Raw genomic sequence first — 24,051 nt, 5'->3', positions numbered from 1 at the left:
CCCTGATGGACCTGCTGGACAACCTCACGCTCGGGTTCTCCGAGGCGCTGCAGTGGCAGAACGTCCTGTTCTGCCTGCTCGGCGTCGCGCTCGGCACCGCAGTCGGCGTGCTGCCCGGCATCGGGCCGACGGCGACCATCGCCCTGCTGCTCCCGATCACGTTCGGGTTCGACGACCCGACGTCGGCCCTCATCATGCTCGCGGGCATCTACTACGGCGCCCAGTACGGCGGGTCGACGACGGCGATCCTGCTCAACCTGCCGGGTGAGTCGTCGGCCGCGGTGACGGCGATCGACGGGCACGAGATGGCGCGTGCCGGGCGGGCCGGCGTGGCGCTCGCCGTGGCGGCGATCGGGTCGTTCGTGGCCGGGACCGTCGCGACGGTGGTGCTCGCCGTCGCCGCCCCCGTGCTGGCCCGTGCCGCACTGTCGTTCGGCTCCGCCGAGTACTTCTCGCTGGTGGTCCTCGGCCTCATCGCGTCGATCGCGCTGGCGAGCGGGTCCACGCTCAAGGCGCTCGCGATGATCGTGTTCGGCATCCTGCTCGGCACGCTGGGACAGGACATGTACACCGGCACGCCGCGGTTCACGTTCGGCGTGCGCGAGCTGTACCAGGGTCTGAACTTCGTCGCGGTCGCCGTCGGCGTGTTCGGCATCGCGGAGATCCTGCGCAACCTGCACGACCCGCGGACCAGGACCCGCGTGGTGAGCCGCGTGGCGAACCTGTGGCCCAGCCGGACGGAGCTGCGGCAGATCGTCGGCCCGGTGCTCCGCGCGACCGGCCTCGGCTCCCTGCTCGGCGTGCTGCCGGGCGGCGGGCACGTCCTCGCCTCGTACGCCTCCTACGCGGTGGAGAAGCGGGTCTCGCGGAACCCGGGCGAGTTCGGGCACGGGGCGATCGCCGGCGTGGCCGGGCCGGAGTCGGCCAACAACGCGGCGGCGCAGACGTCGTTCATCCCGCTGCTGACGCTCGGCCTGCCCGCCAACCCGGTCATGGCGCTCATGGCCGGGGCGTTCGTCATCCAGGGCATCACGCCGGGGCCGGACGTGATGACCGAGCAGCCCGCCCTCGTCTGGGGCCTGATCGCGTCGATGTGGATCGGCAACGTGCTGCTGGTGCTGCTCAACCTGCCGCTCATCGGCCTGTGGGTGCGCATGCTCTCGGTGCCGTACTCGGTGCTGTTCCCCGCCATCGTGGTGTTCGCCTGCATCGGGACCTACTCGCTGAGCCAGAACCCGTACGACGTCCTCGCGGTCGCCGTCTTCGGCGTGCTGGGCTTCGTGCTGATCCGGTCCGGGTGCGAGCCGGCGCCGCTGCTGCTCGGGTTCGTGCTCGGCCCCCTGCTGGAGGACAACCTGCGCAGGGCGCTGCTGCTCTCCCGCGGCGACGCCACCGTCTTCGTCACGCGACCCATCTCGGGAATCCTGCTGGCGCTCGCGGCGGTCGCGCTGGTGGTCACGGTGCTGCCGATGATCCGACGCAAGCGGGACGTGGTGTTCGCGGAGGACGAGTAGACCGGCGGGGCAGGGTCAGACGGTGAGGAGGCCTCGGGTCAGGGCCGTCAGCGCGCCCGCCACGGCCACCGTCAGCGCGATCGCCGACGCGACCCGGGTGGGGATCCGGCGGGCCAGGAGGGCCCCGAGGCCCACGCCCGCGAGCACGCCGGCCAGCAGCAGCGGCCAGACCCACCACGCCGGCAGGTGGCCGGGCGGGATCGCGCCGAAGGCCAGCTTGGTGGCTATCGACATGGTGTTCATGACGACGAGCAGGGGCTGCAGGGTCGCGGCGAACGACCGGTGGTCCCAGCGGGTGGCCAGCGCGTAGGCGGTCCACGCGGGTGCGGCGACGCCCGACGTCGTGTTCATGAAGCCCGCCGCCAGGCCGGTCGCGACGGCCACGGACCGGCCCTTGATCCGGACCCGCCGCCGCAGGACCGCCGACGCCGCCAGCGCGAGCAGCACCGACCCGCCGACGATGACGTCGAGCCACGCGGCGTCGGCCTCGCGCACGGTGAGCGCCCCGAGCACCGAGCCCACGAGCATCAGCGGCAGGATCGTCACGACGCGCCGCCACTCGACCCGGTCGCGCAGCGCCCGCAGGATGAGCAGCGCCGTCACGATGGCAGCGACGTTGCTGACCAGGACGCCGACCGACGCCCCGAGGAACACGGTGAGCACCGGGGCGGCCACCATGCCGAGACCCATCCCGGCGACCCGCTGCAGGCCGGCCCCGAGTACGACGGCGACGCAGGCTGCGATCAGGGCCGTCGTCTCCACCCGGCCACGCTATCCCGCCGAGGTGGTCCGCCTACGAAAGGTGAGGACGAGCCTTCAGGACGGTCGTCACGCGCTGCTGGCCGGATGCCCACTGCTCGGGCACCGTGTCGATCGCTCGCAGTACGTGCAAGACATCGGTGAGCCGATCGCGGACCACTCCGGTGCGGATCAATGGCTCCAGGTGAGCGACCCTGTTTCGCAGCAGGTGAATGTCGTGCACCTTCGCGGTAAGCGACCGTGGTGCCGTTGCCAGCTTCGGGAATGCATCACGGAGAGCCTCGTTCCACAACCGTTGCCGCCCAGCGTCCTTGTTGGGAAGCAGGTAGCGCCATGTCCCGAGCGGGACCTGCGCGAGCACGTCTGAATGGGCGATGGCGCGGCTCGGTTGCCAGGACCTCGCGCTCGCAGTTGCATGGTCACGAGCTTTTCGAATGTCCTGCCCGTTTCTCGTGAGCCGGGTCAGCAGAGGAGCCGGATCCAGTAGCCAGTCAGGGCAGTGGAGGCCGCCACCGCTTGTGTTGGGCTGCTTGGCGTTCCAAGTGCACAACTGCTCGTCCATCGAATTTCTGAGGACCACCTCGAACATGTGCAAGAGCTCATAGACCGCTCCTGAGAGGTCGCGGTTCCAGTCGTAGAGACGTAACCCGTTCCGAGCGTTTCCGGACGCTGCACGGAGGTATGGGGCAAACCGTTGAGAACTGATCCAACGGGTCAGGGGCAGAGCTGTGGGAGCGGTCGTAGTCACCTTGTGCAAGCCTCCGGGGCCGGATAACGTAGGTCTCGAAGGCGGAGGCAGGTCACTCCGTTCGAGCTTTTCCTCTGGGTCCGTCGGTCTTCACCGGCGGGCCCTTTGGCATTCCGGAGAGCCAACGTGGCGAGCCTAGAGAGGTCTAGCCCAGTGCGCGCGCGGAAGCGTGATGGCTGTCGTACCCGAAGCACAACGCCCGACGCCGTCGCGTGCCTCCCGTACGGAAGGCATGCGACGGCGTCGGGCGTGATCTCTGCGCGTGACCGGAGCGTCAGGCGCTGACGTTGGTGTCGTACTCGACGTCCCGCGTCTCGCGCGTCATGAGCAGGGCGACGAGCGTGATCACGGCCATCGCGGAGAGGTAGACGCCCACCAGGACGGGGGAGCCGGCCTGGGCCCACAGCCACACCGCGATGAACGGGGCGACCGCCGCGCCGAGCACCGACGACAGGTTGTACGCGACGCCGGAGCCCGTGTACCGGACGTTGGACGGGAACAGCTCCGGCAGGACGGCGGCCATGGGGCCGAACGTGAGGCCCATGAGCGTGAAGCCGAGGATCAGCAGCGTCTGCACGCCGAGGTCGCCCGCCGCGAACAGCGGCACGAACGACCCGCCGAACAGGATGATCGCCACGGTGACCCAGATCAGGTGCTTGCGGCGGCCGAACCGCTCCGCCATCGGCCCGGACACCAGCGTGAAGACGCCGAAGAACACGACACCGATGATCAGCATCCAGAGGAAGTCGATCTTCTCGTAGCCCAGGCCGGCCGGGGCGCCGTCGGTGGGCGCGGTCGGGGCGACGCCGTAGTTCAGCGTGAACGTCGTCATCAGGTAGAACAGCACGTACGTGGCCAGCATGATGAACGTGCCGGACACGATCTGCTTCCAGGACGTGCGGAACACACGGGCCACGGGCACCTTGGTGACGGCCTCGGCCGCCAGCACCCGCTGGAATGCCGGCGTCTCCAGCAGCGAGAGCCGCACCCACAGGCCGACGATCACCAGGATCGCGGACGCGAGGAACGGGATGCGCCAGCCCCAGTCGGCGAACTGCTCCGGGGTGAGGGCGGTCGACAGGGCGATGAACACCGTGTTGGCCAGTATGAAGCCGATGGGCGCGCCCAGCTGCGGGAACGTGCCGTAGATGGCGCGCTTGCCCTGCGGCGCGTTCTCCGTGGCGAGCAGCGCGGCACCGCTCCACTCGCCGCCGAGGCCGAGGCCCTGGGCGAACCGGCAGAGCACGAGCACGGCCGGCGCGGCGAAGGCCCAGCCGGGTGTCGACGCCGCAGGGATGAGGCCGATCAGGATCGTCGCGATACCCATCGTGAGCAGCGAGGCCACGAGGGTCGTCTTGCGGCCGATCCGGTCGCCGAAGTGGCCGAACAGCACCGAGCCGAGCGGCCGCGCGACGAACGCGACGCCGAACACGGCGAACGACGACAGGAGCTGCGTCGTCGGGTCCTGGGCGTTCGGGAAGAACAGCGCCGGGAACACCAGCGACGCCGCGGTCGCGTAGATGTAGAAGTCGTAGAACTCGATCGAGGTACCGATGAGGGACGCGACGACGACGCGGCCCCTGGGGTTGCCTGCCGGAGGCTCGCCCTGGCCGCCGGAGGCGGTCCCGGCGGTCGAAGATGCGGAGGTGCTCATGCCTGGGACATTAGGAGGAGGTCCGCGATCCGGGAAGGGCGTCTCATGGTGTGGATGCCCCCTTGACGTAGGCTGCCGACCGCGACCTCGCGCGCGTGTGTGCACCTGGCGTGTCGTGATGCGGCAGCGCGCTTCGCGAGTGAAGGTGTAGTGAACGGTGAATACTCCCGCCCGTGCCCGTGTTGGCACGACCGGCGGTGGGGGACAAGGATCAAGGACCGACCGGGCACCCTCAGCCACTGAGAGCCCGACCCCGCCATCGGAAATCCATCATCGGTACAACGAGATGACGACGAGGATATGAACGATCTGCTGTATGTGAACGGCGGCAACCCGTTGACCGGGACCATCACCGTTCGAGGCGCAAAGAACTTCGTGTCGAAGTCCATGGTGGCTTCCCTGTTGGGGGAGACCCCCAGCGTGCTGCGGAACGTACCGCAGATCCGCGACGTCAAGGTCGTCTCGGGGCTCCTGGACCTGCACGGTGTGAACGTCAAGTACGACACCGACGCGGGCATCCTCGACCTCGACCCGTCCAACGTGGAATCGGCGCACGTGGCCGACATCGACGCCCACGCGGGTTCCAGCCGCATCCCGATCCTGTTCTGCGGGCCGCTGCTGCACCGGCTCGGCGAGGCCTTCATCCCTGACCTGGGCGGCTGCCGCATCGGCGACCGGCCGATCGACTACCACCTCGACATCCTGCGCCAGTTCGGCGCCGTCGTGGACAAGCGGCCCAACGGCATCCACCTGCGGGCGCCGCGGCGTCTCCAGGGCACCAAGATCTCGCTGCCGTACCCGTCCGTCGGCGCCACCGAGCAGACGCTGCTCACGGCGGTCCGTGCCGACGGCATCACCGAGCTCTCGGGCGCGGCGATCGAGCCGGAGATCATGGATCTCATCGCGGTGCTGCAGAAGATGGGCGCCATCATCTCGGTCGACACCGACCGCGTGATCCGCATCGAGGGCGTCGACCGCCTCGAGGGCTACAGCCACACCGCTCTGAACGACCGGATCGAGACCGCGTCCTGGGCCGCTGCGGCCCTCGCCACGGGCGGCGACATCACCGTCAAGGGCGCCACGCAGCCCGAGATGATGACGTTCCTCAACACGTTCCGGAAGGTCGGCGGCCGGTTCGAGGTGCAGGACGACGGCATCCGCTTCTGGCACGCCGGCGGCGACCTGAAGTCCATCGTGCTCGAGACCGACGTGCACCCCGGCTTCATGACCGACTGGCAGCAGCCGCTCGTCGTCGCGCTCACGCAGGCCACCGGCCTGTCGATCGTGCACGAGACCGTGTACGAGAACCGCTTCGGTTTCACGGACGCGCTGCGCAAGATGGGCGCGACCATCCAGGTCTACAAGGAGTGCCTGGGCGGGCGCGACTGCCGGTTCGGCCAGCGCAACTTCCACCACTCCGCCGTCATCTCCGGCCCGACGCCGCTCTCCGCGGCCGACATCGAGGTGCCGGACCTGCGCGGCGGGTTCAGCCACCTCATCGCGGCCCTGGCCGCCAAGGGGCAGTCCACGGTGCGCGGCATCGGTCTGATCGACCGCGGCTACGAGAACTTCCAGGACAAGCTGCTGGCCCTGGGCGCCGACGTAACCCGCGGCTGACCCGTGAGCGGTCTGTCGAAGTAGAGCGCTTGTCCGAGTCTCCCCGGGGTAGCCCCGACGAGACTCGGACAGGCGCTCTACTTCGCGGAGGGGTTGGGTTGGGGGTGGACGCGAGTATCCTTTCCGACCGTGTCCATCCCACGCCCTGAGTCACGCATGTACCGCTTCATCGCGTTCATCGTGCGGAACCTCATGTTCTCGTTGTGCAAGTACGAGTGGAAGGGTGGGGAGAACTTCCCGGCCAAGGGCGGGTTCATCGCCGCGGCCAACCACGTCACCGAGCTCGACGCACTGACGCTGGCGCACTACCTCTTCGACATGGGCCGCGAGCCCCGCATCCTCGCGAAGCGCGGCCTGTTCGACTCGCCACTGACGGGCTGGGCCCTGCGGGGCACCAACATGATCCCGGTGGACCGTGAGTCGGCCAAGGCCACCGAGTCCCTCAAGGACGCGGCGAACCAGCTCGGCGACGGCGCCTGCGTGGCGATCCTGCCCGAGGGGACGCTGACGCGGGACCCCGAGTACTGGCCCATGGAGGGCAAGACCGGCGTGGCCCGGATCGCGCTGACGACCCGCCTGCCGGTGCTGCCGGTGGCGCAGTGGGGCGTCACGGAGATCATGCCGCGGTACGGCATGCTGCGCTGGCCGTGGCCGCGCAAGAAGGTGACCATCCAGACCGGCCCGCCCGTCGACCTGAGCGACCTGTACGACCGCCCGCAGGACACCGCGACGCTGCGCGAGGCCACCAGCCGCATCATGGACGCCATCACCGCCGAGCTGGAACAGATCCGCGGCGAGGTGGCGCCCAAGCCGAGGTTCGACCTGCGCAAGCACCCCGACTACGAGGCCAAGATGACTACCTACCCCCCGGTGGAGCGCCCGTGAGCGCCACCCCGCCCGTCAGCCTGCCCGACCCGACCAAGGTCGCCGTCCTCGGCGCCGGCTCGATGGGCACCACCTTCGCCATGGTCCTGGCCGACGCCGGGTGCGACGTCACCCTGTGGGGTCGCGACGCCGTGGTGCTCGACGCCGTGGACCAGACGCACCGCAACGAGAAGTACCTGCCCGGCGTGCAGCTGCCCGCGATGCACGGCACGACCGACCCCGCCGTCGCCCTCAAGGGCGCGTCGATCGTCGTGGTCTCGGTGCCGTCCCAGGTCGCCCGCGCCACCCTGTCGTCGATGAAGGACCTGGTCGAGCCGGACGCCGTCGTCGTCTCCCTGATGAAGGGTGTCGAGCTCGGCACGGACAGGCGCATGAGCCAGGTCATGGCCGAGGTGCTGGACCTGCCCGACGAGCGGGTCGCCGTCGTCTCCGGGCCCAACCTGGCGCCCGAGATCGCCGAACGGCAGCCGACGGCGACCGTGGTCGCCTCGCGCAGCGAGGCCACCGCCCAGCTCGTGGCGGACGCCTGCTCGACCGGGTACTTCCGCCCCTACACCAACACCGACGTGGTGGGTGTGGAGCTGTGCGGCGCGGTCAAGAACATCATCGCCCTGGCGGCAGGCATGGCGCAGGGTCAGGGCTTCGGCTGGAACACGCTGGCGACGCTCATCACGCGTGGCCTCGTGGAGATCACGCGTCTCGGCCTCGCGCTCGGGGCCGAGCCCGCCACGTTCTCCGGCCTGGCCGGCATGGGGGACCTGACGGCGACTTGCGCTTCACCCCTGTCGCGTAACCACCGGCTCGGCAAGCACATCGGCGAGGGGCTCACGCTCGCCGAGGCGATCAAGGTGACCGGCGGCACGGCAGAGGGCGTGAAGTCGTCGGAGTCGGTGCTGGAGCTGGCCCGGGCGCACGACATCGAGATGCCGATCACCGCGGGCGTCGTCGAGGTGCTGGCCGGCACGCTGCCGCTGGCCGACCTGGCGGCCACACTGCTGGCGCGGCCGAAGAAGTCGGAGGTCGCGGGCTGAGGTTCGCGGGTTGAGCCCGTCGGAACCTCAGTGCTGGACGTCGACCACCACGCGCGTCGGGTTCTCCAGGAGAAACACCCGGAACGGCCGCTTGCCCTCGTCGATCCCGAGGAACGCCGTCGTGTACCCCTCGAACCAGTAGCGGTACACGATCTCGTTCACCGACTCCGTGTCGGCGGGCGCTGTGCGCTCGCCCGGGAACTCCTCGACGCCGCTGTCCATCGGGTTCGCCGTGCCGGACAGCGACACCCGCAGGATCGCCTCGCCGTCGACCTGGACGTCGTGCCCGGAGCCGTCGTCGGTCGCCTGATCGACGTACTCGACGCGCCAGCCCGGCCGGCCGCTGCCCCTGCCGTCGAGGTCGAAGACCACGCGGTCGTAGCGGTCGTGCTCGGCGACGCGGACGTTCGTGACGGACAGGAACGTCTCGCCCTCGCCCGTCGGCTCGGCGGTGTCCGGCTCGGTGTTGGCGGCAAACGGTGGCCCTGCGGCCGTCTCGGTGGCGGTGACGCCCGGCTCGGGTGCGTCGTCACCCGTCCCCGGGTCCTCGGTGGCCTTGGTGTCCGACGGCGTCGGCTCGGCCGGCTCCGAGACGATGGGCTCGGGGTCGGATATGCCCGGCAACGGCTCGTCGGGCCCCGCCTGACCATTGGTGCAGCCGACCAGGAGCAGTGCGGCGAGCAGCGCCCCGGCCTGCCTGAACGTGCCGGCTCTCCGTCGTGTCCCCATGCATCGAGGCTAATCCGATCCCTGGCCGTACGGGCAGGTGAGGCCTCCGGCGGCGCCGAACTGCAACCTGCGCGTTCAGGCCGCCCCGTGGAACGTCCGGCGGTAGGCCGTCGGCGTCACGCCGAGGGTCGCCTGCACGTGTGCGCGCAGGGACTGCGCGGTGCCGAAACCGCACCGTCGCGCCACCTGCTCGACCGGTAGGTCGGTGGACTCCAGCAGGGTCCGCGCGTGCTCGACCCGTTGCCGCAGGAGCCACTGGCCGGGGCTCTCGCCGGTCTCCTCGCGGAACCGGCGGGTGAACGTCCGCACCGACATCGCGGCGTGCCGGGCCATGGCGGCCAGCGTCACGGGCTCGGCCAGCCGCTCGGCCGCCCAGGCGCGGGTCGTGGCGGTGCCTGGCCCGTCGGCGTCGGGCATGGGCCGGGCGATGTACTGCGCCTGGCCACCGTCCCGGTGCGGCGGCACCACCGTGCGGCGAGCGACGTCGAGCGCGACGGCGGCGCCGTGGTCGCGCCGCACCACGTGCAGGCACAGGTCGATCCCTGACGCGACGCCCGCCGCGGTGAGCACGTCGCCGTCGTCCGTGTACAGCACGCCGGGGTCCAGCTTGACCTGCGGAAACAGGGTCTGGAAGTGCTCGGCCGAGCTCCAGTGCGTGGTGGCGGGGCGGCCGTCGAGGATCCCGGCGGCGGCAAGCGCGAAGGCGCCGATGCAGATCGACATGATCCGGGTGCCCGGCCGGATGCGCCGGAAGGCGTCCTCGAGCTCTGGCGTGAGGCGGCCCTCGTCGTACACCGGCCCGAACTCGTGCGACGCGGGGACGACCACCGTGTCCGCCGTCTCCAGCGCCTCGGGGCCGTGCGCCACCTGTACGACCACGTCCGAGTCGGACTGCACGGGGCCGGGCGCGCCGGGCGTGCAGGTCACCACCTCGTAGAGGGGACGTCGCTCGGCGTCGCGTGCGATGCCGAAGATCCGGTGCGCGATCCCGAGCTCGAACGGGATGAACCCGTCGACGATCAGCACGGCGACGCGGTGCGGTGCGGTCATGGCCCGATCCTATTGGACAGTGACCTTCCGGTCACTGTCCGGTGTGCCGCCGCGCCAGCAGACTGAGCCCGTGACACAGATCAGCACGCCCGTGCCCGACGCCGGTGGCGCGTCGGCCCCGCCGTCGTCCCCCCGCCCTCGGACGCCCCGGATCCACCCCGCCTGGTGGGTCGCCGCGGTCAGCTTCGTGACCGTCATGAGTGCCGCCGCGTTCACGGCCGCACCCGGCCTGTTCGTGGAGCCGCTGAACGCGGAGCTCGGCTGGTCGCGCGCGACCGTCGGTCTCGGCGTCGGCCTGCAGGTCATCCTGTACGGGCTGACGGCACCGTTCGCCGCGGCGCTCATGGACCGGTTCGGCATGCGTCCGGTGGTCACGGCCGCGCTCGTCGTCATCACCGTGGGCGCCCTGTCGACGGTGTGGATGTCGGAGCCGTGGCAGTTCGTCCTCGGCTGGGGGCTCCTGGTCGGGGTGGGCAGCGGCAGCATGGCGCTGGCGTTCACCGCGACGGTGACCGGCCGCTGGTTCGTGGCCCGGCGCGGCCTGGTCAGCGGCGTGCTGACGGCGGCGACGGCGTCGGGCCAGCTCGTGTTCCTGCCGCTGCTCGCGTGGATCGTCGAGAACCAGGGCTGGCGCCCTGCGTCGGTCACGGTGGCCATCGCCGCGCTCGTGGCGATCCCGCTCGTGCTGTTCCTGCTGCGCGACCACCCGGCGGACCTGGGCCTCGCCCCCTACGGCGGCGAGTACGTGCCGAAGCCCGCGCCCGCCCACGGGGCCGCCAGGCGCGCGGTCACCGCACTGTTCGACGCCGCCCGCACCGGCCCGTTCTGGCTGCTCGCCGGCGCGTTCGCGATCTGCGGCGCGACGACGAACGGGCTGGTCCGGACGCACTTCGTACCCGGCGCGCACGACCACGGCATGCCGATCACCGTCGCCGCCAGCCTGCTCGCGGTCATCGGCGTGGTCGACGTGATCGGCACCATCGGGTCGGGCTGGCTGACCGACCGCTACTCGCCGCGCGTCCTGCTGGGCGTCTACTACACGCTGCGCGGCGTCGCGCTGCTCTTCCTGCCGTCGCTCATGGCCCCGCACGTGGAGCTGCCGATGGTGTTCTTCATCGTGTTCTACGGGCTGGACTGGGTGGCTACCGTGCCGCCCACCCTCGCCCTGTGCCGCGAGTTCTACGGCGAGGACGCACCGATCGTCTTCGGCTGGGTGCTCGCCTCGCACCAGATCGGCGCCGGGGTCGTCGCGTTCGCGGGCGGCCTGGTGCGCGACCTGACCGGCTCGTACGACGCCGTCTGGTACGGCGCGGGCGTCCTGTGCGCGGGTGCAGCGCTCATGTCGCTGGTGCTCCGGAGGCGGCGAGCGGACGTGTCACCGGTCTGACGGCCGCCGGGGCGCGGACGGGACGGTCGGCAGTGGCGGGTCCGTCGTATTCTCGCCGCCATGAGCACCACCCCCGAGCACCCCGGGCCGTCCGCACTCGCGCCCGCCACCATCGTCGTCTCCGCCGGGCGTCCCGCCCGGGCCCAGGGCGGGCACATCAACCCGTCCGTCCCGATGAACTCCACGTACGTCTCCCGCGGCGTGGTCACGCCCGACGAGCTGTCGTACGCGCGTGGCGACAACGACGCCTGGCACCCGTTCGAGGAGGCGCTCGCCGCCCTCGAGTGCGGCGGGGGAGAGCCGGGCGAGGCGCTCGTGTTCTCGTCCGGGATGGCGGCGGTCGCCGCCGTCTTCGCCCTGGTGCCGGACGGCGGCACACTTGTGCTGCCGAGGCACGCCTACCAGGCCGGCATGGTGCTCGCGCGCCAGGTCTCGGAGCGGCACGGCGTGACCCTGCGGTACGTCGACATCGCCGACACCGACGCCGTGGTGGCGGCCCTCGCCGGCGCGGACCTGCTGCTCGTCGAGTCGCCCACCAACCCGATGCTGGAGGTCGCCGACCTGCCCGCCGTGCTCGGCGCGGCGCGCGCCGCCGGCGTCCGCTCGGTGGTCGACAACACCTTCGCGACGCCGCTGGGCCAGCAGCCGCTGCAGCACGGCGCCGACGTCGTGCTGCACTCGGTGACGAAGTACCTCGCGGGCCACTCCGACGTCGTGCTGGGCGCGCTCGTGACACGTGACGCCGAGCTCGCCGCGACCCTGCGTGAGCACCGCACGCTGCACGGCGCGATCGCCGGACCGTTCGAGGTGTGGCTCGCCCTGCGCGGCCTGCGCACCCTCGCGCTGCGCTTCGAGCGCGCCCAGGCGAGCGCGGCCGAGCTGGTCCGGCGCCTCGCGGAGCACCCCGAGGTGGCGGAGGTGCGGCACCCCTCGCTGCCCGGCGACCCGGGGCACGAGCGCGCAAAGGCGCAGATGAACGGCTTCGGCGCGATCATCGGCGTCCGGCCGAAGGCGCGGGCGGGTGCGGCGGACCCCGTCGGCCGGGCCGACGCCGTCGTCGACGCCGTGCGCCTGTGGCTCCCCGCGACGTCGCTCGGCGGGGTGGAGTCCATGCTGGAGCGTCGCCGCCGCTGGGGCACCGAGGCGGAGACGGTGCCCGAGGACCTGCTGCGCCTGTCGGTGGGTATCGAGGACGTCGAGGACCTCTGGGCGGACCTGGACCAGGCGCTCCGCGCCTCCTGACCCACCCGACCCGCCCGACCCTCGCTCTACCTCGCGGAGTCGTTAGTCCAGGGGGCCCAGGAGGGACTGGGCGACCGTGGCGTGGGCGGAGTCGTCGCTGGACGGGTGGAAGATCCCCGCGAGCACGTCGCGGTAGAGGCGGCCCAGCTCGGACCCGTTGAAGTAGGTGGAGCCGCCGGACACCCGGACGGCCTGGTCCACGACCTCGCGCGCCGTCTCGGTGACGCGCACCTTCAGCCCTGCGGTCGCCCGGAACCAGCCCGCCCCCCGGTCCAGCGTGCTGTCCGACGCCGAGGCGTCGAGGTCGCGGGTGATCCCGTCGATCTGGAGCCAGACGCTGTCCTGTGCCAGGGCCATGTCGGCGATACGACGGCGGACGTCGGGGTCCTGGGCGTACTTCTTGCCCGTCTTCATCGACGTGCGACGCCCGGCGGCCTCGACGGCGAGCTCCAGCGCCCGGTCCGCGATCCCCGCGTACACCGCGGAGAGCAGTACCTCGAACGACGTGAAGATGCCAAGGACGTACGGGTCGAGCGACGGCCCGGGCGGCAGCAGCCGCAGTACCCGATCGGCAGGCGCGTGCGCGCCGTCGAGCAGCGTGGACCGCGACTGGGAGGCGCGCATGCCGATCGTGTCCCAGTCGTCGAGGATCTCGAACCCGCCGCCGTCACGCGTCACGAAGGCGTGCACGAGCCGGGGCTCGGCGCGCCGTCCGTTCTTCGACGAGTCGAGACCCAGCACGCCCAGCCGCGTCCAGGCGGGGGAGTTCGACGTGAAGATCTTGCGGCCGTGGAACGAGTAGCCCCCCGCGCCGTCGGGCCGCGCCTCCGTGCGTGAGCCGAGCAGCACCAGGTCGTTGCCGGGCTCGGAGTAGCCGAAGCCGAAGATCTCTCCCGATGCGGCCTCCGCCAGCAGCCAGTCCAGCGACGAGTCGCCGCGTTCGTGCAGGTAGCGGCCGACGCCCACCCACACGTGGTGCATGTTCACGGCCAGCGCCGTCGCGGGCGCGTGGGCGGACAGCCTGGCCTGTTCACGAGCCGTCTCGCGGAGCGTCCGGCCGGCGCCGCCGAGCGCGGTGGGGACCATCGCGCCGAGGTAGCCGGCGGCCTGCAGGTCTGCCAGGTCCTCGGCGAAGAAGGCGTTGTCTCGGTCGTAGTCGGCGGCGCGCTCGCGCAGGGTGGCGAGCAGCTCGTCGGACAGGAGTGGGGTCACGCCCCGAGGCTAACGTTTTCGGGCGAATTCGTGGGCTGGAACGGCCATCGAATATCACCCGCTCGAAACTGCGCGGTGCTCCCGGGGGCTACGGCGCCTCGCCCTGGAGGCGGAGGGCGCGCACCGCCGCGTACAGCTCGGCAGCGGCCCTGGGGTCGTTGATGTCGCGGCCCGTCAGGTCGGCGACCCGCGCGAGCCGGTTCAGCACCGTGTTGCGGTGGCAGTGCAGCGCGGCCGCTGCCCTGGTCCCGGACCCGCCGTGCTCGAACCAGGCCTCGACGGTGGCGAGCAGCTGCTCCTCGTCCCGCGGGTCGCGGTCCCTGAGGCCGCTCAGCACCGCGGTCGCGAGCTCGGCGGCGCGTTCGCCGTCGGCCACGAGCAGGGCGTCCAGCGGACGGTCGCCGTAGCGGGCGAGCCCCACCCGGCCCAGGGGCAGGGACCGCACCGCCGTGCGGGCCTCGACGAGAGCGGCGGGCGCGTCGGCCAGGCGGGTGAACGGCCGGCTCGCGCCGGTCCGGGTGTGTGCGGCGAGGCCCGTCAGGGCGCTGTACGTGTCCTCGGAGGTGGACGCGGCCACGAGCGTCAGCCGGGCGCCCTCGTGCGTGAGCCAGCGGACGGTCGGCCGATCCGGTTCCGCCGCGCCGTCCGGGGCGGGAGTCGTGCCGGCCGCGGGGACGGCGGGCATGCCGGGTGCCGTGACGGCCACCACGAGCATCACGTCGGCGGGCAGGCCGAGCGCGCGCCGGGCGGTCTCGAGGTCGTGCACCGCGCCGGTGAGGACGCCGCGCAGGAGCTCGGTGCGGGCCATGTTCTCGCTCAGGCCCGCGCTGGACTCGAGGTGGGTCCGCACTGCCACGTTGGACGAGCGGTCGATGGCGAACCAGACGCGCGACGAGGCGCGGAGCAGCGCCGTGGTGTCGGTCCGGGAGCGCAGCCGACGGGCGAGCTCTTCCCAGATGCGCAGGCCGGCCAGGCGGTAGGCGTGCTGCAGCTGGTCCAGCGGCATGCCTTCGGCGGCAGTGACGCGGCCGGTCTCCCGTGCCGGTTCGAGCGACGACGGCTCGCCGGCGAGCGCGGCGAGGATCTCCGCCAGATTGGCCCGGACCAGGGGCTGGACGAGGGCGGCCGGGAGGTGGGAATCGGGGTGGACGGGCTCGGCGTGCAGGATCTCGTCGGCGACCTGCTCGCTCAGCAGGTCGAGCGCATCACGCAGGTCGTGACGCCCACTGACGGCCCCACTGACGGCGATGTCCGACATGCCAGGCAGCCTAACTGCGGTGGCCGCACTGTGCACCGAAGGTCGAGATGTAAAGCTCGGGGGTCTCGCCCGAGGTTGCCGGCACCCCTACGCTATTGCAGAGCGGGTCAGTGAGTGCTGGCCCCGTGCGGTCAGATCTACGGTCGGATCTACGGTCGGATGCAGCGCGGTCGAAGGAGACAGCAGATGAGCGTGACGGACACGCGAGCCACCACGGAGCGCGAGCTCGACAAGGCGGTCGAGGAGCTCAAGGCCGGTGCCGAACGGTGGGCGCGGCTGCCCGTCGCGGACCGGGGCGCGCTGTTCCGGAGGGTGCACGCGTCGATCGCCGGCGTCGCCGAGGAGTGGGTGGCGGCGGCCGCCGAGGCCAAGCACATCGCGCCGTCCGCCCCCTACACGGGCGAGGAGTGGATGACCGGCCCGTACGGCGCGCTGGAGAGCGCCGCCGCCTACGCGCGGTCCTACGAGGCGCTCGCGGCGGGCGGGTCGCCGCTCGACGGGCTCCGCGTCGGCACGGCGCCGGGTGGCCGCGTGGCGGTGCGGGTGCTGCCGCGCACCGCCAAGGAGTGGGTGCTGTTCAACGGCTTCAAGGCAGAGGTGTGGATGCCGCCGGGCGTGCCGGAGCGGCAGGTGCGCGACGAGGCGGGCCTGCGGGCCGGCACGGTGGGCGAGTACGGCGGCGTCGGGCTGGTGCTCGGCGCAGGCAACGTCTCGTCCATCGCGCCGCTGGACGCGTTCTACGAGCTCGTCGCGCTGGGCCGCGCCTCGCTCGTGAAGCTCAACCCGACGTTCGCAGGCCTGCTCGACGTGTACCGCACTGCCCTCGCGCCCCTGATCGAGGCCGGCGTGGTCCGGATCGTCAACGGCGACGCCGCCGTCGGCGCCTACCTCACGCGGCACAGCGGCATCGACAAGGTGCACATCACCGGCTCCGCCGTCACGCACGACGCGATCGTGTGGGGCACCGGCGAGGAGGCCGAGCGGCGTCGGGCGTCGGCCGACCCGAGGCTCACGGTGCCGATCACGAGCGAGCTGGGCGGCGTCGCGCCCGTCATCGTGGTGCCCGGCCGGTGGAGCGCCGCCGACCTGCGGTTCCAGGCCGAGCACGTGGCGACCATGCGCCTGCACAACGCAGGCCACAACTGCGTGGCGGGACAGGTCGTCGTGCTGTCGGCGGACTGGGCGCAGAAGGACGCGTTCCTCGCCGAGCTGCGGCGGGCCCTGGCGACGACGCCTGCGCGCGGCACCTGGTACCCGGGCGCTGAAGCCAAGGTCGCGCGGGCCGCCGAGGCGCACCCCGACGCCGAGCACATCGACGGCAGCCTCCTGATGGAGATCGCCGCGGACGACCCGGCGTGCGCCGACGAGTACTTCGCGCCGGTGCTCGCGTGGACGCAGCTGCCCGGGCAGGGCACGGCGTTCCTGCGGGCCGCCGTCGGCTTCGCCAACGACTCCCTGTACGGGACGCTGGGCGCCAACGTGCTGGTGCGGCCCGAGGACCGCAAGGCGGCAGGTGCCGTGTTCGACGCCGCGATCGCCGACCTGCGCTACGGCAACATCGCGATCAACGCATGGACCGGCATGGGCTTCCTCCTGTCCGGCGCCACGTGGGGCGCGTTCCCCGGGCACACGGTGTCCGACGTCGGCTCCGGCATCGACGTCGTGCACAACGGGCACCTGCTCGCCGGGCCAGAGCGCAGCGTCGTGACGGGCCCATTCCGTGCGTTCCCGCGCAGCGTGCTGCACGGCGAGCTCTCGCTCTTCCCGAAGCCGCCGTGGTTCGGCAGCTCCCGGAGCGTGACGGACACGGGCCGGGCGCTCACCCGCTATGCGGCGGCGCCGTCGTGGAGGCGGCTGGTGCCGGTGCTGCTCGCGGCCTTCCGTTCCTGACGGCAGAATGCTCGTGCACCGGGCCAACGGCGGTCAGGTGCCAGAGAAGAAGGAGACCGACGATGGTTGTCCGGAGCATGCTGCCCGACGTGGTGATCCCGTCCGTCAGCGTCCACGAGTACCTGTTCGGTGACCTCACCGGGGACGAGCTGGACCGCGTGGCGGTGGTCGACGGCGTCAGCGGTACGGAGACGACGTTCCGTTCCCTGCTCGCGCAGATCGACGCCGTGGCGGGCGCCGTCGCGGCGCGCGGCCTCGGCGTGGGCGACGTGGTGGCGCTGCACGCCCCGAACGTGCCCGCCTACGTGCCGGTGTTCCACGGTCTGCTGCGCGCGGGCGTGACCGTGACCACCATCAACGCCCTGGCGCCGAGCCCGGACATCACCAAGCAGCTCCTGGACTCGGGCGCCCGGCTCGTGATCACCGTCTCGGCACTGCTCCTGGCGGCCGAGGCGGGCGCGAAGGGCGCGGGCCTCGCTCACGAGCAGCTCGTGGTGCTCGACGGCGACTCCGCGGTGGCTCCCGAGTACACCTCCCTGGCCGACCTGCTGGCCGATCCGCACCCGGCCCCCGAGGTCTCGTTCGACCCGGCGACGCACCTCGCGGTGCTGCCGTACTCGTCGGGGACGACGGGTCATCCCAAGGGCGTCATGCTGACCCACACCAACCTCGTGGCGAACGTGGCGCAGTGCTTCGCGATCGGTGTCGAGCGTGACGACGTCGTGCCGTGCGTGCTGCCGTTCTTCCACATCTACGGCATGACCGTGCTGCTCAACGTTGCGCTGCGCACCCGGGCGAAGCTCGTCACGCTGCCCCGGTTCGACCTGGCGCAGTACCTCGGGGTGATCCAGGACCACCGGGCGACCTTCCTGTTCGTGGCGCCGCCGATCGCGCTCGCCCTGGCCAAGCACCCGCTCGTGGACTCGTACGACGTCTCCAGCGTGCGGGCCGTGCTGTCCGGTGCCGCGCCGTTCGACGAGAAGCTCGCGGCAGCGGTGGTGGCCCGGCTCGGCTCGGGTGTCCGGGTGCTGCAGGGCTACGGCATGACGGAGATGTCGCCGGTCTCGCACGTCATCCCGTTCGGCCGCCCCGAGATCTCGGCCGGGTCGGTAGGGCTGCTGGTGGCCAACATGGAGGCGAAGATCGTCGACCCGGCGACGGGCGCAGAGATCGAGCAGCCGGCCGAGGGCGTCTCCGGTCCGGGCGAGCTGCTGTGCCGCGGGCCGAACGTGATGGTCGGCTACCTCGGCAACCAGCGGGCGACGGAGGACACCCTGGAGCCCGACGGGTTCCTGCACACCGGCGACATCGTCACCGTCGACGCCGACGGCGTGTTCCAGGTGGTCGACCGGCTCAAGGAGCTCATCAAGTACAAGGGCTACCAGGTGCCGCCCGCCGAGCTGGAGGCGCTGCTGCTGTCCCACCCCGGCATCGCCGATGCCGCGGTGATCGGTGTGCCGGACGAGGAAGCGGGCGAGATCCCCAAGGCGTTCGTCGTGACCGCGCCCGGTTCCACCCTGACCGAGGGCGAGGTCATCGCGTTCGTCGCCGAGCAGGTGGCCCCGTACAAGAAGGTACGGGCCGTCGAGTTCATCGAGGCGGTGCCGAAGTCGGCGTCCGGGAAGATCCTCCGCAAGGATCTGCGGGCGGCCCCGTAGGTCCGCCGTGGACGGGCCGGGTCAGGCGGGCCCCGGTAGGTTGAGTGCGATGTCGCACCACACCGAGCCGGCCTCTGCCGTGGACTCCACGAATCCCGTGCCGACGTCGGACGCCGCCCGCAGGACTCGTGTCGTCGTCCTGTTCGGGGGACGTTCCGGCGAGCACGGGATCTCGGTCGCGACCGCCGGTGGCGTGATGGGCGCCATCGACCGCTCGAGGTACGAGGTGGTGCCCGTCGGCATCACCCCGACCGGGCAGTGGGTCATCGCCGCCGACGAGCCCGAGCGCTGGGCGATCACCGACGGCAAGGTGCCAGAGGTCCCGGCGTCCGCCGCCGAGGTCGTGCTCCCGCTGACCGTCGGCGACACCACGCTGCGGGTTCTCGAGCCAGGTCAGGTGCCGTCGGCCCTCGCCGACGTCGACGTGGTGTTCCCGCTGCTGCACGGCCCGTACGGCGAGGACGGGACCGTCCAGGGCCTGCTCGAGTTCGCCGACACGCGGTACGTCGGCTCCGGTGTGCTCGCGTCCGCCCTCGGCATGGACAAGCACTTCATGAAGCTGGTGTTCGCGGGACACGGCCTGCCCATCGGCCCGTACACGGTGATCAGGCCGGGCGACTGGCCGGACCGCCGCGACGTCGTCCGCCAGACCGTCGAGACCCTGGGGCTGCCGCTGTTCGTCAAGCCGGCCCGGTCCGGGTCGTCGCTCGGCATCTCCAGGGTGGTCTCGCTGGACGACCTGGACGCGGCCATCGAGGAGGCGCGCGAGCACGACCCCAAGGTGATGGTCGAGGCGGGTATCGCCGGCCGCGAGATCGAGTGCGCGGTGCTCGGCGGCCGGGGCGGGGCGCGCCCCCGCGCGTCCCTGCCGGGCGAGATCGTCGTCACCGACGAGACCAGGCACGGCTTCTACGACTACGAGGCCAAGTACTTCGACGAGGCGGCCGTGGAGCTCAGCTGCCCGGCGGACCTGCCCGACCACGTCGTCAAGGAGATCCAGGAGATCGCCGTGCGGACGTTCGAGGCGATCGGCGCCGAGGGCCTGGCGCGCGTGGACATGTTCATGACGCCCGAGGACGGGGTGCTGGTCAACGAGATCAACACCATGCCGGGCTTCACGCCGTTCTCGATGTATCCGCGCATGTGGGCGGCCTCCGGCATGAGCTATCCGGAGCTGATCGACGAGCTCGTCCAGCTCGCGCTCGAGCGGTCCACCGGCCTGCGCTGAACACCTGTACTCTGCCTCTCGCGACTGGTCGTGGCACCGGTCGTCACACCGGCTGTCACCCGGTCGACAGGGCCGAAAATGGTGTCTGAGGAGGCAAGATGTGGGGCGAGCCCCGCTACAGCTACGCCGCGCGTGACGTGCGGGTCGCGAACGGGACGCTCACCATCGGTGTCACCACCTTCGCCCTGAGCAACGTCATGCGGGTGGAGGTGGTCAATGTGGCGAGCCCGAAGCCCATCGGTGCCTGGGCGAACCAGGTGGCCTACCCCTTCTTCATCGTCGCGGTGATCGTCCTGCTGCTCCGCCTGGTGGGGGCCGACGGCATCCCCTGGGAGGCCGCGCTCGCCATGGCCTGTGCGGGCCTGGCCTGGCCCGTCGCGCGCGTGTGGCAGCGGACCCGGTTCTGGCAGCCGCTGTGGAGGTACCCGGTGTACGCCCTGCAGATGGTCACCGCCACCCAGCACGTGCACCGCATCTGCGCGCACGACCTGCGGCACCTCGCGGCGCTCGCCGATCTGGTGGGCGCGGCGATGAAGGATCCGAGGATCTCCTACCACGGGACCGTCCAGCTCATCTCGAACGCGGACAAGCTGCACACGATGGACGCCGGACGGGACTCGATGGTGCGCTGAGCCGTGCTCGCGCGCCGACCCGGTGCTCAGCGCACGGTCGGGTGCGGATCCAGGCCCATCTGGACCAGCAGCGACGAGACGAGGTCCTCGTGGAGCGCCACGTGGTCGCCGAACGCGAACTCCTGGTGGCCGTAGACGGCCATGCACTGCAGCCCGTAGACCTGGCGCCAGCTGGTCACCATGAGGTGGGCGACGCCGAGCGGCAGGTCGTGGCCGCCCACCGCGTCGCGGTAGCGGCGCACCTGCTCGGCGAGCTCAGGGCCGAGCTCGCCGTGGGCCGGGCGCGGGATGCCCGCCGCCGCCAGCTCGCGGAAGAGCGGCACGTAGTGGCCGCCGACCATCTCGGCCATGCGGCGCTGGAGGGCGTGGCTGTCGGTGAGCTCCGCGCGGATGCCGGAGCCGATGACGAGGTCGAACTCCGCAGGGTTGCGCACCGCCCAGTCGAGCGAGGTCCGGGTCGAGGCGACCAGGGCGGCGGCGATGTCGCCAGGCTCCTGCCGGGCCACCGCGACGGCGAGCAGCTCCAGCACCTCCTCGACGATCAGCACGCAGAGCTGCGCGATGACGTCCTGCCGGTTCTCGAAGTGCCGGTACAGCGCCGGCGGCGTGACGCCCACCTCCTTCGCGACGGCGGCCATCGTGAGCTTGCTCAGCCCGTGCTGTCCGGCGAGCTGGTGTCGGGCGGCGGCGAGGACCTCACGCCGCAGCTCGTCGCGCAGGCGCTCGCGGCGCGACTGCACCGGAGAATGGTCCGTCGGTGCTGCTGGCACTGATACAACCGGGCTCACTGACACTCCTTCGTGGCAGGTACCTGCGTCACGGCATCGGCGAGGTCCGCGATGAACGACGTCGAGTGGTTCTCGGTGACCGCGGGCGGCACGATCACCTCGGCCGCGGGCTCACGGCCGTAGGTGACGAACGACCAGGTGCCGGCGTCGTCGGTGGTGACGATCCAGTCGACGGCGGTCCCGTCTCCCGAGTCGACGTGCTGGCAGTCCGCGGCGGGTCCGACCTGGGCCACGCCGCAGCGCATGGTGACCGCGGCGCCCGGTTCGCCCCATGCCGCGGTGGCCTGGGCGTTGGTCGACAGCTTCGGCAGGTCCGGACCGAGCTCGTCCGGGACGGCGAGCATGACCTCGGCGCACTTCGGGTCGGCGGCGTTCGGCGCGACCTCCACGCCGATCGTTCGAGCACAGCCTCCGAGCGCCACGACGGCGAGAACGGCGGCAGTCGTTGCGAACACGAATCGGGCGGGAAGCACGGAGATACGTTACCCGTACCGGATAGTGCCCGTCCCCGATGCCCGTTTGCTGCTGGTGTGCGGCTCGCGCACCAGCCGGTATGCGGCGTCCGGCCCGTGCTGGGCTTTAGGGTCTACCGGTGACCCGCGTCCGTGACCTCTCCGAGGAGCAGATCCTCGAACGCATAGTGCCCCTGCTGCCCCGGGGGAGTGCCACGCTGCTCGGCCCCGGCGACGATGCCGCCGTGCTCGCCGCGCCCGACGGCCGGTTCGTCGTCTCGACCGACGTGCTGGTCGAGGACCGCCACTTCCGCGCCCGCTGGTCCACCGGATACGACGTCGGACGGCGTGCCGCCGCGCAGAACCTCGCCGACATCGCCGCGATGGGTGCGCGGCCCACCGGGCTGGTCACGTCCCTCGTCGTGCCGGGTGACACCGAGCTGGACTGGGTGACGGGTTTTGCCAGAGGGCTGGCCGACGGCTGCGCGTCGACGGGTGCGGCCGCCGTCGGCGGGGACCTGTCCGGTGGACCGTGCCTGGTCGTGAGCATCACCGTGCACGGTGACCTGGAGGGACGCCCGCCGGTGCTGCGGTCGGGAGCCCGGCCGGGCGACGTCGTCGCGCACGCCGGGGTGCGCGGCTGGTCCGCAGCCGGGCTGGCGCTGCTGGAGTCCGGTCTGGTCCGCGTGCCGCTGTCCTCGGCCCCGCTGGAGGTCACCGACGGCGTGCTCCTCGAGGACGAGTGGGAACGGCTCGTCGCCGCGTACCTGCGGCCGGACCCGCCCCTTGCGGCAGGTGTCCTGGCAGGTCAGGCGGGCGCCACCGCGATGCTCGACCTGTCCGACGGCCTGCTGCGGGACGCCGGACGGGTGGCGCGTGCGAGCGGCGTGCGGATCGACCTCGATGCCGGGGCGTTCGCGAAGGACCGGGAAGCGCTGCGTTCCGCAGCGCGTGCGGTGGCCGCGGCGACCGGCCTCGGTGACCCCGGCTGGGGGCCGGGGAACGCCGACATCGACGGCCTGGTCGGCAGGTGGATCTGGGCGGGCGGAGAGGACCACGGGCTGCTCGCCACGTTCCCCGCCGGCACCCGGCTGCCGGCGGGCTGGACCGCCGTCGGCCAGGTGCACGCCGTCGGAGACGGTCGGGACGGTGAGGAGGCCGGGCCGGTCGTCACGATCGGTGGCGAGACGCTCGACGTGGGCCCGGGCTGGGACCACTTCCGCTCCTGACCCCGCCCTACCTCGCCGGGTTCAGCGCTTGCGGAAGCGGAGCTGCGTGACCGGCTGGCCGCCGATGTCGTCGATGCGCTCGGTCCCGTCGTGCTGGAACCCGTGCCGCCGGTAGAAGTGCTGCGCGCGCTCGTTGCCCTCGAGGATCCAGAGCGTCACGACTGTGCCGGGGGTGAGCCCGTCGAGCACCGTGCGCATCAGGTCACGGGCGACGCCGGTGCCCCAGGCGCGCGGATGCAGGTAGATCGCGTAGATCTCACGGTCGCCCGGTTCGGCGTCCTCGTCGCGAGACGGACCGACGCTCGTAAAACCTACGGTGCCGCTCTCGTCCTCCGCGACGAGCACGGTGACGTCGCGCGCGGCGACTGCCGCGTTCCACCGCCCGGCGCGCTCGCTCACGTCGAGCGAGGAGAGGTACGAGTCGGACAGGATCTCTGAGTAAGCACCACGCCAGGAGGCGATGTCGACACGAGCGATGGCTTCGGCGTCGGCCGTCGTTGCTGGGCGGATGGTCACATCTTCAGGTGCCATCATGAGTTCACCTTTTCACCCTGTGGGTGCGAGGCGCAACCACTTCTGTGGGTCCGATCGAAGGCTACGGGAACGCCGAAGACGCCCGCCAGGTGCAAACCCGACAGGCGTCTTCGTCAAACGTCTTCGTCCAAGCATGACGGGTCGCGTCAGCGACCCGGCTGCGGCAGCGTCAGGCCGAGACCTTGCGCGTGACCTTGCCGGCCTTGAGGCAGGAGGTGCACACGTTGACGCGCTTGGGAGTCCCGCTCACGATCGCGCGGACGCGCTGGATGTTCGGGTTCCAGCGGCGCTTGGTGCGGATGTGAGAGTGCGAAACAGAGTGCCCGAAGCCCGGGCCCTTGCCGCAGACGTCGCAGTTGGCAGCCACGGTGTCTCCTGAATGTCGTGCACGCCTGTGCAGAAACGACAGCACGACGTGATGGATGGTCAAAAAAGGGGGAGCCCGGACGCTTCAGAGCGATCAACGCTTCGTAGCGGACCAGGCAACTTTCACAGAGTACCCGATCCCGGGCCGGGCCCTCAAACCGTAGCCACCGCGGGGTGCGTCACACCGC

The 24,051-nt window shown here is 71.6% G+C and carries 22 protein-coding genes; 11 read left to right on the top strand and 11 right to left on the bottom strand.

Going from position 1 to position 24,051, the window contains the following annotated elements; genetic code table 11:
• Positions 1–5 precede the first annotated feature (5 nt).
• Positions 6–1,514 carry a tripartite tricarboxylate transporter permease gene (locus tag AB0I32_RS09780; RefSeq protein WP_357505282.1) on the top strand — a complete coding sequence of 503 codons (1,509 nt, stop codon included), beginning with the start codon at positions 6–8 and terminating at the stop codon, positions 1,512–1,514.
• A 15-nt stretch (positions 1,515–1,529) separates the two neighbouring features.
• On the opposite strand, the gene AB0I32_RS09775 is transcribed toward AB0I32_RS09780, so the two are convergent.
• From AB0I32_RS09775 to AB0I32_RS09765, 3 genes are all read right to left on the bottom strand, one after another.
• Positions 1,530–2,276, bottom strand: coding sequence for a sulfite exporter TauE/SafE family protein (locus tag AB0I32_RS09775; RefSeq protein WP_357505280.1), 747 nt, complete (start codon positions 2,274–2,276; stop codon positions 1,530–1,532).
• A gap of 31 nt (positions 2,277–2,307) precedes the next feature.
• Positions 2,308–2,862 (bottom strand): hypothetical protein, encoded by a 555-nt coding sequence (locus tag AB0I32_RS09770; RefSeq protein ID WP_357505278.1) that lies wholly within the window; start codon positions 2,860–2,862, stop codon positions 2,308–2,310.
• A 433-nt stretch (positions 2,863–3,295) separates the two neighbouring features.
• Positions 3,296–4,675 (bottom strand): MFS transporter, encoded by a 1,380-nt coding sequence (locus AB0I32_RS09765; RefSeq protein ID WP_357505276.1) that lies wholly within the window; start codon positions 4,673–4,675, stop codon positions 3,296–3,298.
• Between the two features lie 300 nt (positions 4,676–4,975).
• Between AB0I32_RS09765 and murA the strand changes: the two genes are divergently transcribed.
• The 3 genes from murA to AB0I32_RS09750 all read left to right on the top strand — a co-directional run bounded on the left by murA (position 4,976) and on the right by AB0I32_RS09750 (position 8,208).
• Entirely contained in the window at positions 4,976–6,292 is a 1,317-nt protein-coding gene (gene murA / locus AB0I32_RS09760) for a UDP-N-acetylglucosamine 1-carboxyvinyltransferase (protein WP_357505274.1), read from the top strand.
• Between the two features lie 129 nt (positions 6,293–6,421).
• Positions 6,422–7,177, top strand: a complete 756-nt coding sequence (locus AB0I32_RS09755; RefSeq protein WP_357505272.1) for a lysophospholipid acyltransferase family protein — start codon at positions 6,422–6,424, stop codon at positions 7,175–7,177.
• On the top strand, positions 7,174–8,208 hold the full coding sequence (locus AB0I32_RS09750; RefSeq protein WP_357505270.1) for an NAD(P)H-dependent glycerol-3-phosphate dehydrogenase: 1,035 nt from the start codon (positions 7,174–7,176) through the stop codon (positions 8,206–8,208). Before AB0I32_RS09755 ends, AB0I32_RS09750 begins: the two co-directional genes overlap by 4 nt.
• 27 nt (positions 8,209–8,235) lie before the next feature.
• On the opposite strand, the gene AB0I32_RS09745 is transcribed toward AB0I32_RS09750, so the two are convergent.
• Together AB0I32_RS09745 and AB0I32_RS09740 are read right to left on the bottom strand one after the other, a co-directional pair.
• Positions 8,236–8,937, bottom strand: a complete 702-nt coding sequence (locus AB0I32_RS09745) for a hypothetical protein (protein WP_357505268.1) — start codon at positions 8,935–8,937, stop codon at positions 8,236–8,238.
• A 75-nt stretch (positions 8,938–9,012) separates the two neighbouring features.
• Complete coding sequence (locus AB0I32_RS09740; RefSeq protein WP_357505266.1) at positions 9,013–9,987, bottom strand: helix-turn-helix domain-containing protein; 975 nt, start codon at positions 9,985–9,987, stop codon at positions 9,013–9,015.
• 70 nt (positions 9,988–10,057) lie between these two features.
• Between AB0I32_RS09740 and AB0I32_RS09735 the strand changes: the two genes are divergently transcribed.
• On the top strand, positions 10,058–11,374 hold the full coding sequence (locus tag AB0I32_RS09735; RefSeq protein WP_357505264.1) for an MFS transporter: 1,317 nt from the start codon (positions 10,058–10,060) through the stop codon (positions 11,372–11,374).
• A 60-nt stretch (positions 11,375–11,434) separates the two neighbouring features.
• Positions 11,435–12,616, top strand: a complete 1,182-nt coding sequence (locus tag AB0I32_RS09730; protein WP_357505262.1) for a PLP-dependent transferase — start codon at positions 11,435–11,437, stop codon at positions 12,614–12,616.
• Between the two features lie 42 nt (positions 12,617–12,658).
• Here the strand turns inward: AB0I32_RS09730 and AB0I32_RS09725 are convergent, their stop codons facing one another.
• Together AB0I32_RS09725 and AB0I32_RS09720 are read right to left on the bottom strand one after the other, a co-directional pair.
• Entirely contained in the window at positions 12,659–13,828 is a 1,170-nt protein-coding gene (locus AB0I32_RS09725; protein WP_357505260.1) for an acyl-CoA dehydrogenase family protein, read from the bottom strand.
• Positions 13,829–13,916: 88 nt separating this feature from the next.
• Positions 13,917–15,086 carry a helix-turn-helix domain-containing protein gene (locus AB0I32_RS09720; protein ID WP_357505258.1) on the bottom strand — a complete coding sequence of 390 codons (1,170 nt, stop codon included), beginning with the start codon at positions 15,084–15,086 and terminating at the stop codon, positions 13,917–13,919.
• Positions 15,087–15,272: 186 nt separating this feature from the next.
• Between AB0I32_RS09720 and AB0I32_RS09715 the strand changes: the two genes are divergently transcribed.
• The 4 genes from AB0I32_RS09715 to AB0I32_RS09700 all read left to right on the top strand — a co-directional run bounded on the left by AB0I32_RS09715 (position 15,273) and on the right by AB0I32_RS09700 (position 20,494).
• The gene (locus AB0I32_RS09715; protein WP_357505256.1) at positions 15,273–16,976 is read left to right on the top strand and encodes an aldehyde dehydrogenase family protein; all 1,704 of its coding nucleotides are present in this window, start codon (positions 15,273–15,275) and stop codon (positions 16,974–16,976) included.
• A 62-nt stretch (positions 16,977–17,038) separates the two neighbouring features.
• Positions 17,039–18,634, top strand: a complete 1,596-nt coding sequence (locus tag AB0I32_RS09710; protein ID WP_357505254.1) for an AMP-binding protein — start codon at positions 17,039–17,041, stop codon at positions 18,632–18,634.
• Between the two features lie 49 nt (positions 18,635–18,683).
• Positions 18,684–19,862 (top strand): D-alanine--D-alanine ligase family protein, encoded by a 1,179-nt coding sequence (locus AB0I32_RS09705; protein ID WP_357505252.1) that lies wholly within the window; start codon positions 18,684–18,686, stop codon positions 19,860–19,862.
• Positions 19,863–19,960: 98 nt separating this feature from the next.
• Positions 19,961–20,494 (top strand): DUF6232 family protein, encoded by a 534-nt coding sequence (locus AB0I32_RS09700; RefSeq protein ID WP_357505250.1) that lies wholly within the window; start codon positions 19,961–19,963, stop codon positions 20,492–20,494.
• 26 nt (positions 20,495–20,520) lie between these two features.
• Here the strand turns inward: AB0I32_RS09700 and AB0I32_RS09695 are convergent, their stop codons facing one another.
• Together AB0I32_RS09695 and AB0I32_RS09690 are read right to left on the bottom strand one after the other, a co-directional pair.
• Positions 20,521–21,234: a helix-turn-helix domain-containing protein gene (locus AB0I32_RS09695; RefSeq protein ID WP_357505248.1), complete on the bottom strand. Its 714-nt coding sequence runs from the start codon at positions 21,232–21,234 to the stop codon at positions 20,521–20,523.
• Positions 21,235–21,278: 44 nt separating this feature from the next.
• On the bottom strand, positions 21,279–21,755 hold the full coding sequence (locus tag AB0I32_RS09690; protein WP_357448463.1) for a DUF3515 family protein: 477 nt from the start codon (positions 21,753–21,755) through the stop codon (positions 21,279–21,281).
• A 119-nt stretch (positions 21,756–21,874) separates the two neighbouring features.
• Between AB0I32_RS09690 and AB0I32_RS09685 the strand changes: the two genes are divergently transcribed.
• Entirely contained in the window at positions 21,875–22,963 is a 1,089-nt protein-coding gene (locus AB0I32_RS09685; RefSeq protein ID WP_357505246.1) for a thiamine-phosphate kinase, read from the top strand.
• Between the two features lie 21 nt (positions 22,964–22,984).
• Here the strand turns inward: AB0I32_RS09685 and AB0I32_RS09680 are convergent, their stop codons facing one another.
• Together AB0I32_RS09680 and rpmB are read right to left on the bottom strand one after the other, a co-directional pair.
• Positions 22,985–23,497, bottom strand: a complete 513-nt coding sequence (locus AB0I32_RS09680) for an N-acetyltransferase (RefSeq protein WP_357505244.1) — start codon at positions 23,495–23,497, stop codon at positions 22,985–22,987.
• Positions 23,498–23,666: 169 nt separating this feature from the next.
• On the bottom strand, positions 23,667–23,864 hold the full coding sequence (rpmB, locus tag AB0I32_RS09675) for a 50S ribosomal protein L28 (protein WP_357448457.1): 198 nt from the start codon (positions 23,862–23,864) through the stop codon (positions 23,667–23,669).
• Between the last annotated feature and the right edge of the window lie 187 nt (positions 23,865–24,051).

It is taken from the genome of Promicromonospora sp. NPDC050249, from assembly GCF_040656015.1.
GTDB lineage: Bacteria > Actinomycetota > Actinomycetes > Actinomycetales > Cellulomonadaceae > Promicromonospora.
Note: the sequence above shows the minus strand (reverse complement) of the source record. Positions and strands in the feature narration are given on the sequence as shown.

What these genes read in the sequence shown, in the direction of transcription:
- AB0I32_RS09745 (WP_357505268.1), bottom strand. Translation starts at nt 8,937, where the DNA reads ATGGGGACACGACGGAGAGCCGGCACGTTCAGGCAGGCCGGGGCGCTG.
- AB0I32_RS09680 (WP_357505244.1), bottom strand. Translation starts at nt 23,497, where the DNA reads ATGATGGCACCTGAAGATGTGACCATCCGCCCAGCAACGACGGCCGAC.
- AB0I32_RS09710 (WP_357505254.1), top strand. Translation starts at nt 17,039, where the DNA reads ATGGTTGTCCGGAGCATGCTGCCCGACGTGGTGATCCCGTCCGTCAGC.
- AB0I32_RS09730 (WP_357505262.1), top strand. Translation starts at nt 11,435, where the DNA reads ATGAGCACCACCCCCGAGCACCCCGGGCCGTCCGCACTCGCGCCCGCC.
- AB0I32_RS09780 (WP_357505282.1), top strand. Translation starts at nt 6, where the DNA reads ATGGACCTGCTGGACAACCTCACGCTCGGGTTCTCCGAGGCGCTGCAG.
- AB0I32_RS09720 (WP_357505258.1), bottom strand. Translation starts at nt 15,086, where the DNA reads ATGTCGGACATCGCCGTCAGTGGGGCCGTCAGTGGGCGTCACGACCTG.
- AB0I32_RS09740 (WP_357505266.1), bottom strand. Translation starts at nt 9,987, where the DNA reads ATGACCGCACCGCACCGCGTCGCCGTGCTGATCGTCGACGGGTTCATC.
- murA (WP_357505274.1), top strand. Translation starts at nt 4,976, where the DNA reads ATGAACGATCTGCTGTATGTGAACGGCGGCAACCCGTTGACCGGGACC.
- AB0I32_RS09705 (WP_357505252.1), top strand. Translation starts at nt 18,684, where the DNA reads ATGTCGCACCACACCGAGCCGGCCTCTGCCGTGGACTCCACGAATCCC.
- AB0I32_RS09770 (WP_357505278.1), bottom strand. Translation starts at nt 2,862, where the DNA reads ATGTTCGAGGTGGTCCTCAGAAATTCGATGGACGAGCAGTTGTGCACT.
- AB0I32_RS09715 (WP_357505256.1), top strand. Translation starts at nt 15,273, where the DNA reads ATGAGCGTGACGGACACGCGAGCCACCACGGAGCGCGAGCTCGACAAG.
- AB0I32_RS09765 (WP_357505276.1), bottom strand. Translation starts at nt 4,675, where the DNA reads ATGAGCACCTCCGCATCTTCGACCGCCGGGACCGCCTCCGGCGGCCAG.
- AB0I32_RS09700 (WP_357505250.1), top strand. Translation starts at nt 19,961, where the DNA reads ATGTGGGGCGAGCCCCGCTACAGCTACGCCGCGCGTGACGTGCGGGTC.